The organism is Lactobacillus gallinarum (assembly GCF_002160635.1).
GTDB classification, from domain to species: domain Bacteria; phylum Bacillota; class Bacilli; order Lactobacillales; family Lactobacillaceae; genus Lactobacillus; species Lactobacillus gallinarum.
The window spans coordinates 24507-38501 of record NZ_NFKZ01000006.1 but is presented as its reverse complement, the minus strand read 5'-3'; the positions used below and the strand labels follow the sequence as shown (position 1 = coordinate 38501).

Below are 13995 nucleotides of genomic sequence, written 5' to 3'. Positions count from 1 at the left end.
TAGAAGGGTTAAATAGCAATTAGCGTTTAGCTATTAATGTGTTTGCTCAAAATTTGCTACCGCACCGCGTAAGTTTGCATCACTCTTTAAACTGCAGAGAACGATCTCAGGTTTAATGCTTGATGGATTAATTTGAGTTTGAATATGATCGATTTCACGATTCAGCAATGGAATTAATTCTGGATTATTGGAAATTCCACCACCGATTACAATTTTTTCAGGGTCAAAACTTTGTTGAACATTGTAAATTGCCAGAGCTAGGGAATGAATTAAAGTTTGACGTTCATCGCTAGCTACTGGATCATCTTCATCTGCTAAGGCAAAGACGGTTTTACCATCAAGTTTTTTGCCAGTTCTTTCATTGTAGCGGTTGGCCATTGCTACTGGGGAAGCGAGGTCACTGACGGATTCTGTATCAAACCCCATGTAGCCAAATTCACCACCAAATAGGTGAGCACCATGCCAAACTTTTTGGTTAATAATAATGGCGCCACCGATACCTGTGCCAATTACGAAGAAGGCCATACTATCGGAGCCTTTACCTGCACCTTCTGCTAATTCGCCTAAAGCAGCAGAGTTAGCATCGTTTTCCATGGAAACAGGTAATTCAAAGCGTTTTTCTAATTTGTCAACAATTTTAAAGTTGTGAATGTATGGAAGTGCACTAGTACCACCGATAATGCCCGTTTTTTGGTTTACAGCACCCGGTGCAGAGATTGCGACACCTTTAATATCAGTATCTTCTTTTATTTTGTTTACTTCATCAGTTAAAACAGAATAAAAAGTGTCTAAATCTTTGGGAGTATCTACGGCATGTTTATTTTGTAATTTGCCATCTTTCCAAGTTGCTATCTTAATTGTTGTACCACCTATATCAATTGCGGCTAAATTCATGATCAAAAATCTCCTTAGTAAAAATATATACTTTTTAAGATAATCATAAATATTTTTGAAAGCGTTGTCAACAATTCACCTAATGATAAAATAGGAATGTAAGGAAGCTTAGGAGGCTTATATATGGTAAATTCAATTTTTGAAAATAGAAGAGCAGTCCGTAAATATTCTAATGAAGCAATTTCTGATGAGAAGATTCAAGAAATGATTGCCGCTTTTCAAACCGCACCTTGTGGCATGCACCAAGCAAATGTGATGAACTTAGTTGTAGTTAAAGACGAAGGTCTACGCAATAAGATAGAAGAGGTAACTAATAATTCTTGTTATAATGCACCAGTTTTATTTTTGATCAATACTAAAAAAGATAGTGAATTTGGTGAACGGGATGCATCAGTTGCTGCAGAGAATATTATGCTTGAGGCAACTGATCTGGATTTAGGCTCAGTTTATATTATGGGCGGTGCAGCAAGACTTAATGATTTTAACGATCTGCAACAAGAATTAGGAATTGATCCCGCTTTTCAAACTACAGTAATCGTGGCTGTAGGAAAAAGTGCAGTGGAACCTGAAAAAGGAGATCGTTCTAAGAGATATCAAGTAACTATTTATTAATAAAAATAAAGGACTGACATTAGTTAGCCCTTATTTTTTGATCAAATTAGTTATTTGTAAGCCTTTTATCATATAATATTCGTAGTTATATGATTAAGATGAGGAAACTATGAATAAGAAAGTTTTAGTAGGAATATCTACACTATTTTTAATGACAACGCTGACTGGTTGTAGTCAAGTGCATTTTGGAAAAGATGCAGTTACAATCGGCAGTGAGAAAAAGGAAAGTTTTCAAACTAAGGTAAAAAAGGCACAATCTTCAAGTAAGAAAACTGTGCCGAAAAAGAAAAAAGTAGTTAAAAAGAAAAACACAAAGAAAGTCACTAAGAAAAAGACCAAGGCTCCTAAGAAGAAAATTGTAAATAAGTGGGATACCGCAAAGACGCAAAAATTGCAAAAAGCTGTTAATCAATGGGGTAAGACAATGGGACAAAATTATCGTTTTTATGATGGTAAACGTGTTTTGAAAACTAAAAATGGCCCCACTTATCCTGACGTTCTTAAGAAGAATAGATTTTTACTTAATAAAAAGGTTATCAAGATTGGCTATAGTCCACTAGGAAAAAATAATTATCAATATAATATTGTAGCCATTGCTAATGAGGACTTTAAGTCATGGCATAATACCTATTTATTCTGCTTGATGAAGAATAAACCAGTTATTTTATTAGATCAATCTAAAAATGCTAATCCAGTAATAGTTAAAGTAGTAAAAGATAAGGAGCTAAATAAAGATTTTAGCAAGATATATACTGAAAAATAATAATTAAAGATAAAACAAAAAAGCATGTAGAAATTAATCTACATGCTTTTTGTTGAAATTGTACTCGGTTAATCGAAATTAATCGTGGTCAACATCATCTGGGAAGAATGCAAGACGTTCGCCCTTGCCAAGTTCTTCTTCGATTTCAAGCAAACGGTTGTACTTTTCAACACGTTCTGAACGAGCTGGAGCACCAGTCTTAAGTTGACCACCGTTGATAGCAACAGCCAAGTCAGCGATGAAGGTGTCACCAGTTTCACCTGAACGGTGAGAAATCATAGTGTTGTAGCCGTTCTTACGTGACATACGGATAGTTTCAAGAGTTTCAGTAACAGTACCGATTTGGTTCAACTTGATTAATGAAGCGTTGCCGGCACCTTCCTTGATGGCTTTCTTCAAAAGTGCTGGGTTAGTACAAATGAAGTCGTCAAGAACGATTTGGATACGGTCCTTGTGTGATTGAGTGAACTTAACCATACCGTCAACATCGTTTTCGTCGTATGGGTCTTCCATTGACATTAATTCTGGGAATTCGTCAAGAAGCTTGTCGTAGTATGCAGCTAATTCTTCATCGTCAAGAACCTTGCCTTCAAGGTGGTACTTGCCGTCTTCTTTGTTGTAGAAGTATGAAGCAGCACAGTCACATGCAATACCGATATCTTCGCCTGGCTTGTAACCAGCCTTAACGATTGATTCGTGTAAAGCCTTCAAAGCTTCTTCTGAGTTCTTCATGTTAGGTGCGAAACCACCTTCGTCACCCAAGCCAGTTTCGTAACCCATGTCTTCAAGAACTTTCTTCAAAGTATGGTATACGTTAACGATCTTTTCGAAACCATCACGGAATGAAGTCTTAGCAATTGGAGTGATCATGAATTCTTGGATGTCGATACCGTTGTCAGCATGTTCACCACCGTTGATAACGTTGTGGAAAGTTTGTGGCATTTCAAGATCAATACCGCCAAGGTAACGGTAAAGAGGTTGTTGACTAGCCTTAGCTGCAGCAACAGCAGTAGCCATTGATACACCTAAGATAGCGTTAGCACCAAGACGACCCTTGTTTGGAGTACCGTCTAAGTCGATCATAGTTTGGTCAATCTTAGGTTGGTTAAATGGATCCATACCCTTTAAAGCGTCGTTAATTTCAGTGTTAACATTGTTAACAGCCTTTGAAACGCCCTTACCGCCAAGACGTGAACCACCGTCACGTAATTCAACGGCTTCGTTTTCACCAGTTGAAGCACCTGATGGAACTTCAGCCTTACCTACGACACCGTTTGAAAGGGTAACGTGAACTTCAACAGTTGGGTTACCACGTGAGTCAAAAATTTCGAGTGCGTGTACATTTTCAATAACTGATTTGAGCATTATAAACCTCCTCAAAAATTATGGCATGTAACAAAAATTTTGCATGCCATACGGAACAATTTTTGTCCCGCTTACAATTCAAATTTTAGCCTAACTTTGTGATCATGTAAACATATGAAAGCGGTTTACATTTTAAAAATTAATAAAGACAATAATAAATTACTATATCAACGCGCTATAATACATGTATTAAAATAATTGTTTATGATAAATAAGGAATTCGATTATGGAGAATATTAAATTAATTATTGATTCTAGTAGCAATATGAAAAGCGATCCTGACCACAACGTGGAAGTAGTACCTTTGACTATTTCTTTTGGCGGTAAGGATTATATTGACGATCAAAATTTGAATATCAGAGAATTTTTGAATGATATGAATCAAAATCAAATTGCCGGTAAGACTACTTGTCCTAGCATTCAAGCTTGGCTTAATGCACTAGAAGGTACCGAAAAAGCTATCATCATCACGATGACTAGTGGTATGAGTGGTACTTTTTCCTCAGCACTTCAAGCAAAAACAATGTATGAGGAAAAGCATCCCACCAGTCAAATTATTGTAGTTGACTCAAGAAGTGCGGGCCCTGAATTAACTATTGTTTTGCACGGTATTGAGAAAATGATTCAAGGCGATATCCGCTTTGTTGATCTCGAAGAAGTAATTGCCAAATTCAGAATGCGTACGCATTTGCTCTTTATTCTGCAATCACTACATAATTTGTCTCTGAATGGGCGTGTCTCACCAGTCGCAGCCAAGGTTGCCGGTCTTTTGAAAATCAACTTGATCGGTACGGCAAGCAAGGAAGGTAAGCTTGAACCATTAACTAAGGCTAGGGGTATGAAAAAAGCAATACGTGAATTGCTTAAATACATGAAGGACGACAATTATCATGGCGGTGAAGTGATTATTGACCACTGCGAAAATGAAAAAGATGCCGAGATTATCAAAGATAAGATCTTGGCTGAATATCCTGATGCTCAAGTTACGATCCGTCCAATGCGCGGCCTTTGCAGTTTTTATGCTGAAGAGGGCGGAATTATGGTTGGTTTTCACGAATAAAAGATAAATTAAAATAAAACGAGTATGTTCCAAGAAACATACTCGTTTTTGTTTAGAGTGCTAAAAACAATTGTTGTGAAATGCTAAAGCAAACGATTGCTAAACTAGTTGCACCAATTATGTCTGATGGGTAATGGGCTTTTAAACTCAAGCGAGAAATGATTACCATTATCCAAACAGCAATAACTGTGATGATGAAGGCGAGTCCTAAATCTTTAGCAAAAAGCTGCAATAGAATTAGCCCCATGGTCGTTGCTCCTAAAACGTGCCCACTAGGGAAGCTGTAGCCTTCTTCCATGTTTGAGTGGAGAATAGGACGCTTGCGCCGGATCAATCTCTTTAAAATGATGCCGGAAATATCCGCAAAACCTAAGGTACCCAATACCCAAAGTGCAGTTAAATTGCGCTCTTCATTTAACAAAAGGCCAGCTAAGAGCACGTCCCAAACGACCATCAATTTGGGATCGTTAATAAAGGCAATTACTTGCCATTTGTAACCACTGCGTTTTTTAACTAATTGATGGTGTAGCCAGTGGTCAAATAGATTAAAACGACGTGAGGTCTTGATATTAAAAATGAGTAACAATAAAACAGTTGCTGCAAGGAGCAACACTAAATAATTATTCATTGATGCACAATATCCCCAATAACTTATTTGTAAAATCTATTTTAACCGCAAAAGAAAAAATAATGCTAATCTTTAAACAAAATTAACATTATTTGCGCAATTTTTAGTTTTGATGATTAAATTTACCTTTAGTGAGCATATCGTAAGTAATTAAATCACTGCTGTCTAAATCTTCTTTATTCATATCAACTACGTTGATTTGCTTATTAGTGTAAGTAGTGTAGTAGAAGATACCTTTATCCAAATTGATACCATCAGAGTAAATAGTGTACTCAAAAGCATCTGGGCCGACTTGATCCAGGCCTTTTTGTTGTTCTACTGAATGCAGAATATGGAAGTAAGTGTCCACGTTTTCTTCTTCAGAATCGGAAGTAGGGGCGTTAAACTTGTTGAAGGCTACTCTGACAAAACGGGATTCTGAATCCATACCACCTGGCAAATTGCGTGAACCTAAGCCGCGGCTGTAGCCGTCCATTTTAACTTGATCTGAGAAGTTGTTCTTTGGCATTGCGGCAGAAACATCTGCGTAGTTGTTTAAGTTGAACAATTGCTTAGGGAATTGTGGGTTGTTAGTTAAGCAGCCAACAGGATTATCGTAAACGTGCATACCGTCTGCATCAGTTTCAACAACAATAGAAACACCAGTTTTATCTGCAATGATCCAGTGAAGTGGGGATGCTTGCATCTTGTCACTGAAGTTCTTCTTGGTAATGTTGATGGTAGATAATAATTTCTTAGCTTCTGCAACAGTAGCTGCTTGGCCTAAGATCCAAGGAATAAATTCGAATGAAGCAATATTGTCTTTGCCTTCTTTTACGTCGTAGTAAATGGCGTTATCTGGATAGTTAAGACCGACCATTCCTAAGCCTTTTTCGTTAGCTGCATCAAAGTATAATGGGTAACTATCTGCATTTAATGCAATACCAACCATTGCATAGTGATGATCGATTTTAGGCATGTCACGAAACTTGAATACGTAGTCGCGTGGAGTAATAACAACTTGTTGTCCAAAAGTAACTTCAAGGTCAAGGTTGCGGCCAAAGTAGTGATCCCTTGGACTAAATATAATAGATGTACACATAATTGTTCTCTTTTCTATCAACTATATCTAAAAATAGAGTACCGATATGATGCTTTAGGGATAGTTTAGCACAATAAATTTTGAAATTATATAAAATTCTAGTTTGTTTTTGATTATCTATAATAATGAGTTATAATGATAACGTTATGGAGTGTTGGCAGAGTGGTAATGCACCGGACTCGAAATCCGGCGAACCAAGTTTTCCTTGGCGCGCAGGTTCAAATCCTGTACACTCCTTAGAATTTTTAGCAAACTACCATGTAATGAATGGTAGTTTTTTTCTTTTTCTCTTGACAAATCATCAAGTTTAAAATTAAATTTATCGAAGAATATTTTAATAGGATAGAACTGATTTTTTTGGAGTTGTTATATGAGTAAAAAGAATAACGCACCCCAACTGCGCCGTACCATGTCTGCTGGCCAAATGGAGATGATCTCACTTGGTGGAGCAATCGGTGTCGGCTTATTTATGGGGTCAACATCAACTATTAAATGGACTGGTCCGTCCGTATTATTAGCCTACATGTTTGTTGGGTTAATCTTGTACATTGTCATGAGAGCTCTAGGGGAAATGCTCTATGTCAACCCAGGTACTGGTTCATTTGCTGATTATGCAACGGAATACGTGCATCCCTTAGCTGGGTATCTTGCCGAGTGGGCGAATGTCTTTGAATACATCGTCGTAGGGATGTCCGAAGTTGTTGCCGCAACCGAATATCTAAAATATTGGTGGCCGAATATCAGCGTGCTTTGGTCGGGGATAATAATTATCGCCTTTCTTTTGTTAGCTAACCTTGCAAGTGCCAAAGCCTATGCGTCCTTGGAATTTTGGTTTGCTATGATCAAAGTCGTTACCATTATTTTAATGATCATTTTAGGCTTTATCGTTATCTTCTTTGGCGTGGGTAACGGTGGTAAACCTACCGGTTTTAGCAATCTATGGGCACATGGTGGTTTCTTTACCGGTGGTTTTAAAGGTTTCTTCTTCTCTATGTCTATTATTGTAGGTTCTTATGAAGGTATTGAACTTTTAGGAATTTCTGCAGGGGAAGTTGCCAACCCACAAGAAGCAATTGTCAAAAGTGTTAAATCTGTTTTATTCAGAATTTTGATCTTCTATGTTGGTGCCATCTTCGTAATTGTGACTATTTACCCATGGGATCAATTGAGTAGTCTGGGGTCACCATTTGTAACTACTTTTGCTAAAGTGGGAATTACCGCAGCTGCCTCAATTATTAACTTTGTGGTGTTAACGGCTGCGCTTTCGGGTGCCAACTCAGGTATTTATTCTTCAAGTCGAATGCTGTTTAAATTGTCACATGATAAAGAAGCTCCTGGAATTTTCAAGCACATTTCTAAGCGAATTGTTCCAGATCGTGCAATTATGGGTATTTCAGGTGGTATTTTTATCGGTTTTGTTTTAAATGTAATTGCTTCACAATTTAATCATTCAGCTTCTGATTTGTTTGTAGTAGTCTTCAGTTCATCAGTTTTGCCGGGAATGATTCCATGGTTTGTAATCTTGTTAGCTGAACTTAGATTTAGAAGACACAATAAGGACGTAATGGCAAATCATCCATTTAAGTTGCCACTATATCCATTTTCAAATTACTTCGCATTCTTAATGCTCTTAGTCATCGTTGTCTTTATGTTTATCAATCCGGATACTAGAATTTCCGTTATTGTGGGTGCCTTAGTATTGATTGCTGCGACAATCGTATATTTGGTAAGACATAAAGGTGAATTTAAGAAAAATTAGAAGAAAAATCCCAAATTAAGTTTTGGGATTTTTTTCTTTGCTTAATTTATATAAACTACTAAATATGACTATATCGCATTATCAAAACCACTATATCTATGGTATTGTAATAGAAAATGATTTTTTGAAAGGTGAACAAAAATGGCGATTCTTGAACAACCATATTTAGATCTATTGCAGAAAATTATGACAGAAGGATATGATAAGGATGATCGAACGGGGACAGGTACTAGGAGTTATTTCGGTGCTCAAATGCGTTTCGATCTTTCGCAAGGTTTTCCATTGTTGACTACTAAGAAGGTGCCATTTGGCCTGATTAAAAGTGAGTTGTTGTGGTATCTAAGAGGAGATACTAATATTCGCTTTTTATTAGAGCATAATAACCATATCTGGGATGAATGGGCCTTTAAAAATTGGGTTAATAGCAGCGAATATCAAGGTCCCGATATGACGGATTTTGGCTTGCGCAGTCAAAGTGATCCAGAGTTTAACAAGATTTATCAAGCAGAAATGAAAAAGTTTGATCAACGGATTTTGGATGATGAAGATTTTGCTAAGAAGTATGGCAACTTAGGCGATGTCTATGGTGCGCAGTGGCGACATTGGAAAAAGCGGGAAGGCGGATTTATTGATCAAATTGCTGATGTGATCAAGCAAATTAAGGAAACGCCAAATTCACGCCGCATGATTGTTACCGCTTGGAATCCTGAAGACGTTCCGACTAGTGCACTTCCACCTTGCCATGTCATGTTTCAGTTTTATGTGGTTGATGGCAAAATCAGTGTACAGCTTTATCAACGATCAGGGGACATGTTTTTAGGCGTGCCATTTAATATTGCATCATATTCGCTTTTACTTAATTTGATTGCTCGAGAAACGGGTTTGCAAGTTGGTGAGTTTATTCATACATTGGGGGATGCCCATATTTATCGCAATCACTTCAAGCAAGTTGAAGAATTGCTTAGCCGTAAGCCGTATGATTCACCACAATTATGGCTTAATCCTGAAAAGAAAAAGATCGAAGATTTTGAAATGAAGGATATTAAAGTGGTTGATTATCAGCATCATGGCACGATTAAGGCGCCGGTTGCAGTTTAGGAGGACGCGATGATCGAGTATGTTTGGGCAGAAGACCAAAAACATCAGATAGGATTAGACGGACATTTGCCATGGCATTTGCCAGCAGATCTGCATCATTTTAAAGAGAAAACCATTGGTCATCCAATTATCATGGGTAGAAAAACTTTCATGAGTTTGCCAAGATTATTGCCTCAGAGAAAGCATATCGTTTTAACTCATGATCAAGATTTGAAAAAGAAGTACCAAGATAATGATCAGGTATTGATTGTTAATTCGGTTGCTGAATTAAATGATTATATTCAAAATCATCAGGGTGAAAAGCTTTGCGCGATTGGTGGGGTGTCAATTTTTAAGACATTGCTTGAGCAAGTAGATGTTTTGGAAAAAACGGAGATTGACGCTACTTTTGAAGCAGATACTGTTATGCCAGAGATAGATTATGATCAGTTTAAGTTGGTGAAGAAAAAACATCATGAAGCCGATGAAAAGAATAAATATCCTTATACTTTTTTGACTTATCAGAGAAAGAATTAAAATAGAGAGCACGTTACTATGATTGTTAGTAACGTGTTTTTACATCTAAAATTTTAGCTAATGCTTTACTATGAATTCATAGTGAAATCCTATATAATTTAGTTATATTAAGGGGAACGCTATGACTACTTCAATTAAGAACTATACCAACACTTTCAATATTAGAGGCAAAGAAATCAAAATAACTGCGCCTGCATGATTTGATGATAGTACTCAAAAAGTTGTTCCAGATATGACTCTAGATAATGCAGCTATAAAGATAGCTCAAGATAAATATCGTGAAATGTTTGATTTCGTTAAACCTGAAGAGATTAAAGCATTACGACAAAAGTGGAATTTAACGTAAAAGCAATTTGCAAAAGTAATAGGGTGGAGCCCTTCTACTGTAGCTTTATATGAAGTAGGTGAAATTCCTACTAAAAGTGATGATCAAAGATTAAAATGTAATGAAAGAATTCATTGTTGAAAGTAAGGCCGATAGTGATTTAGAAGAACTGTAAAGAAAAAATTAAATCCATTAAAAAAGAGCTTGCAAGTTGCGGGCTCTTTTATTTCTTCGGTATAATAGTACGTAAAAATATTTACTTAGGAAAAGAAAATGAACGAAGAAAAGACAAATTTAGAAACAGGATTAACTACAGCTGAAGTTGAACAAAAAATTGCAGCTGGAGAAGTCAACAAAGCTGTTGACGATCAATTTAAAACAAATAAGCAAATTATTCGTGAAAATGTTTTTACCTACTTTAACTTGATTTTCTTAGTTCTATCTATTTTGCTGGTAGTGGTTGGAGCATATAAGGATTTGACCTTTTTGCCAGTAATTATCTTGAACACCGTGATCGGGATTGTACAAGAAATTCGAGCAAAGAAAATTTTAAGCAAGTTAAATGTGATGAATGCCACGGATATTGGAGCCTTGCGTAATAGAAAAGAAGAGCAAGTTCCGATTGAAAAACTGGTTAAGGGCGATATTGTCTTATTGAAAACTGGGGATCAGATTCCTGCCGATGGTCAAGTCATTAAAGGAAATATCCGCGTCAATGAATCACTGTTAACAGGTGAATCCGATGAAATTACTAAAGAAGTGGGCGATGAATTGATGTCTGGTTCTTTCGTAGTTTCAGGTTCTGCATACATGCAACTAGAAAAAGTTGGTAAAGAAAGCTATATTTCTAAATTAACTATTAAAGCAAAAGCCATGGGAAATAGTGAGCAATCAGAGATGGTTCGCTCCATTAATAAATTGATTAAATGGGTCGGAATCATTATTATTCCCCTGGGAATAGCCCTCTTTTCAATGAGCTTTTTCGTTAATAAAATGTCGCTTTACCGCAGCATCGTTTCCATGGAAGCAGCCATTATCGGGATGATTCCAGAAGGCTTATACCTTTTGACAACGATTGCGTTGGCTCTTTCTGCTGTAAGATTGGCACGCAAACAGGTAATGCTGCATGATATGAAGAGTGTTGAAACTCTAGCTCGCGTTAACGTATTGTGCGTTGACAAAACTGGTACAATTACTGAGCCAAAAATGAGCGTGGAAAAGGCTGTTCCTTCCAAAAATTATCAAGGTGACTTGGATAATGTAATTGGTGATTTTGCTCAAAATATGCCAGCTGATAATGCTACGATGAAGGCTGTTCACGGCTTTTTCACTCAAAATAATGGCAAAAAAGCCAGCAGCATTTTACCTTTTACCTCTGTTAATAAATACAGCGGCGTCATTTTTGACGATCATACCTTATTAATTGGGGCACCAGAAATGGTGTTGAGAGACCAATTTGAGGAATACCAAGCTGAATTTGAAAAATATGCCAAGACTGGTTATCGTGTCTTAATTGTGGCCGACTATCCTGGAATTTTAACTGAAGATGATTCTAAGTTGACTAAGCCAGTTGAAGTCTATGGCTACATTCTTTTGACTAATCCGATTAGAAAAGAAGCTAAAGCAACCTTTGAATACTTTGCTAAACAAGGTGTGGCTATTAAGGTGATCTCCGGTGATAATCCTGTCACGGTTTCGCGAGTAGCGCAGCAAGCCGGTATCCAAAATTCAGATGCATATATTGATGCTTCCGAAATTCCAGAAGATGGTTATGAAGAAGCAGTCCAAAATTATAGTGTCTTTGGCAGAGTGAAACCAGAACAAAAACGTAAATTTGTTAAGGCTTTACAAAAACAAGGTAATACTGTGGCAATGACAGGCGATGGTGTTAACGATATTTTGGCAATGAAGAAAGCAGACTGTTCAATTGCGATGGCATCCGGTAACAGTGCGGCTGTTCAAGCCTCTCAAGTAGTATTGCTTGATTCAAATTTTGCTAGAATGCCTAAGGTGGTAAATGAAGGTCGGCGCGTAGTTAATAACATTCAGCGTTCAGCCAGTTTGTTCTTGGTAAAGAATATCTTCTCATTTTTGATGGCTATCTTCTCACTCGTAATGGTCATTGATTATCCATTACAGCCATCACAGATTACCTTGATTTCTGCCTTCACCATTGGCTTACCATCATTCTTGTTGGCTCTAGAAAGTAATCACAATAGAATTCGCGGACAATTTATTCCCAATATTTTGGCAAGAGCAATCCCTGGTGGGGTAACCGATATGCTGGCGGTAAGTATTTTGGTGGTTGCAGGCGGCTATATATCGCTTGATCATAATGATGTAGGTACAACGGCAACACTTTTATTGGTGGCAGTGGGAATGATGGTACTTTACCACATTTCAGCTCCATTAAATAAATTCCGTTTATGCGTAATGATTGGATCATTCGCCGGGTTAGTTTTAGCGATTATCTTCTTACACAATCTGTTCTCACTGACCATGATTTCTGATAAGGCAATGTTCATTCTATTTATCTTGTTCTGTGCGGCAACTACAATTTTCCGCTGGTTATCAAGAATTTTGGATGGTGTGCAAGAAGTATTGGTTGTCTTTGATCAAAAGGGCAAGAATATGACTTTTGCGGAACTGCATGAAGCTTATCAACGCGGGCGCAAGAGCGTTCAATAAAAAAATAAGAGCTATCTGTTTAAAAAAGCAGATAACTCTTTTTCATTATCTTAATGATTTACGATAACCAGCACGTCTAGCAGCAGCTTCTGAATGGAAGTAAACTGCATTGGCTGAACTCATATGATAGTTTTCACCACTGGCAACATGATAAATCTTGCTGCGTTTGTTACCAATTACACGGTAATTTGCAGTAGAAATCTTGTGCTTAATGTTATGAATGGTTCTTGCTTTAGTCACATGATGGCTTCTAGCTTTTACATGTTCAGCAATCATACTTGAACCATGTTTAACGCGACTAGTACCATCTTTGTAGTTTAAGATTACGCCAGGTTGCTCATTGAAAATATAAACATTGAAATCAACAGCATTGCTGCCGATTGATTTAGCTTCCATTTCAACACCGTTTGCTAACAAGTCATTACCTTTGAAAATTGGTGTAACTCTGTAGCGAACGTAATTACTTGAAGAATCTTTCAAATAATTGGCAACTTCATTTTCGTACTTGAGCATGTCTGGATCGTTTAATTCACGTGTTCCAGTAATTAGGTTGCGCGGATTATTATTTTGACCGGTTAATTGATAGCCAACTAGGTGACAACGGTTGTAAAGCCAGCCACTAGCAATGCGTTTGTTGTGCCAACCAGTTGGATCCCAAGTCAAACCGGCTCTTGGACTATGGGGCATCAATCTCTTATTCAAAAGGGCATTAGCCGCCTGAGCTCTATTTAAGTAATCTAAATTACTGTATTTTTGCCAGGGACCATTTTTCTTTGACAACGTACTTTTAGAGAAGCGCGGTTCATTATGGTCGACCGTAACAATTTCTTGTTTATGAAATTTCAGATTAGCGAGTGATTTATCTGAAACGGCATAAACGGTTTGGTTATTGCATGGGACATTAGTATTGGCAAAGGAAATCAAGCCTACTGCCGCTACTAATAAGAGAGCCAAACTTCGAAAGTGATTTTTCTTCATTTCTTTCTCCTTAGCAATTATTAAATTATAAGATATAACCATATTATAAAATAAAACCGCTTACTCAGAAGAATAATTAAAAAATATGTTGACTAGATTAAAAAATGATGATAACTTATTTATAACAAATTATTAATCAAACATCTTGAAGAGCTGAGTAACTAGTTTCCTATTTATAAAGAGAGCTAACGTGGTGGTGAAAGTTAGCAAATAGGCCCTAGCGAATAT

The 13995-nt window shown here is 37.1% G+C and carries 12 protein-coding genes, 1 tRNA gene and 1 other annotated feature (1 of these 14 cut by a window edge); of the genes, 8 read left to right on the top strand and 5 right to left on the bottom strand.

Features of this window, described 5'->3' with window-relative positions; all coding sequences use genetic code 11:
- Positions 1-33: 33 nt before the first annotated feature.
- Positions 34-894: an ROK family protein gene (locus B5E95_RS03795; RefSeq protein ID WP_087235605.1), complete on the bottom strand. Its 861-nt coding sequence runs from the start codon at positions 892-894 to the stop codon at positions 34-36.
- 123 nt (positions 895-1017) lie between these two features.
- Here B5E95_RS03795 and B5E95_RS03790 point away from each other — a divergent pair, with 123 nt between their 5' ends.
- Together B5E95_RS03790 and B5E95_RS03785 are read left to right on the top strand one after the other, a co-directional pair.
- Positions 1018-1506, top strand: coding sequence for a nitroreductase family protein (locus tag B5E95_RS03790; protein WP_087235604.1), 489 nt, complete (start codon positions 1018-1020; stop codon positions 1504-1506).
- A 109-nt stretch (positions 1507-1615) separates the two neighbouring features.
- A complete protein-coding gene (locus B5E95_RS03785) occupies positions 1616-2269 on the top strand; it encodes a DUF4767 domain-containing protein (RefSeq protein ID WP_241146311.1) in 654 nt (217 codons plus the stop codon).
- A gap of 78 nt (positions 2270-2347) precedes the next feature.
- Here the strand turns inward: B5E95_RS03785 and eno are convergent, their stop codons facing one another.
- On the bottom strand, positions 2348-3634 hold the full coding sequence (eno, locus tag B5E95_RS03780) for a phosphopyruvate hydratase (protein WP_025006139.1): 1287 nt from the start codon (positions 3632-3634) through the stop codon (positions 2348-2350).
- Between the two features lie 226 nt (positions 3635-3860).
- Here eno and B5E95_RS03775 point away from each other — a divergent pair, with 226 nt between their 5' ends.
- Entirely contained in the window at positions 3861-4694 is an 834-nt protein-coding gene (locus B5E95_RS03775) for a DegV family protein (RefSeq protein WP_087175833.1), read from the top strand.
- A gap of 52 nt (positions 4695-4746) precedes the next feature.
- Here the strand turns inward: B5E95_RS03775 and B5E95_RS03770 are convergent, their stop codons facing one another.
- Together B5E95_RS03770 and bsh are read right to left on the bottom strand one after the other, a co-directional pair.
- Positions 4747-5322 carry a phosphatase PAP2 family protein gene (locus tag B5E95_RS03770; protein ID WP_087175834.1) on the bottom strand — a complete coding sequence of 192 codons (576 nt, stop codon included), beginning with the start codon at positions 5320-5322 and terminating at the stop codon, positions 4747-4749.
- Positions 5323-5425: 103 nt separating this feature from the next.
- Entirely contained in the window at positions 5426-6403 is a 978-nt protein-coding gene (gene bsh / locus B5E95_RS03765) for a choloylglycine hydrolase (RefSeq protein WP_087175835.1), read from the bottom strand.
- Positions 6404-6551: 148 nt separating this feature from the next.
- Here bsh and B5E95_RS03760 point away from each other — a divergent pair.
- From B5E95_RS03760 to B5E95_RS03740, 5 genes are all read left to right on the top strand, one after another.
- Positions 6552-6640: transfer RNA gene (locus B5E95_RS03760), tRNA-Ser, on the top strand.
- A 133-nt stretch (positions 6641-6773) separates the two neighbouring features.
- Complete coding sequence (locus B5E95_RS03755) at positions 6774-8162, top strand: amino acid permease (RefSeq protein ID WP_087235603.1); 1389 nt, start codon at positions 6774-6776, stop codon at positions 8160-8162.
- Positions 8163-8303: 141 nt separating this feature from the next.
- Positions 8304-9260 carry a thymidylate synthase gene (locus tag B5E95_RS03750; RefSeq protein WP_087235602.1) on the top strand — a complete coding sequence of 319 codons (957 nt, stop codon included), beginning with the start codon at positions 8304-8306 and terminating at the stop codon, positions 9258-9260.
- Between the two features lie 9 nt (positions 9261-9269).
- Entirely contained in the window at positions 9270-9776 is a 507-nt protein-coding gene (locus B5E95_RS03745) for a dihydrofolate reductase (protein ID WP_087175838.1), read from the top strand.
- A gap of 598 nt (positions 9777-10374) precedes the next feature.
- Positions 10375-12789 (top strand): cation-translocating P-type ATPase, encoded by a 2415-nt coding sequence (locus B5E95_RS03740; protein ID WP_087235601.1) that lies wholly within the window; start codon positions 10375-10377, stop codon positions 12787-12789.
- 45 nt (positions 12790-12834) lie between these two features.
- Here B5E95_RS03740 and B5E95_RS03735 read toward each other — a convergent pair whose 3' ends face one another.
- Entirely contained in the window at positions 12835-13767 is a 933-nt protein-coding gene (locus B5E95_RS03735) for a DNA/RNA non-specific endonuclease (RefSeq protein ID WP_087235600.1), read from the bottom strand.
- Between the two features lie 136 nt (positions 13768-13903).
- Positions 13904-13995 (top strand) — a binding site (T-box leader); it runs 148 nt beyond the window's last position.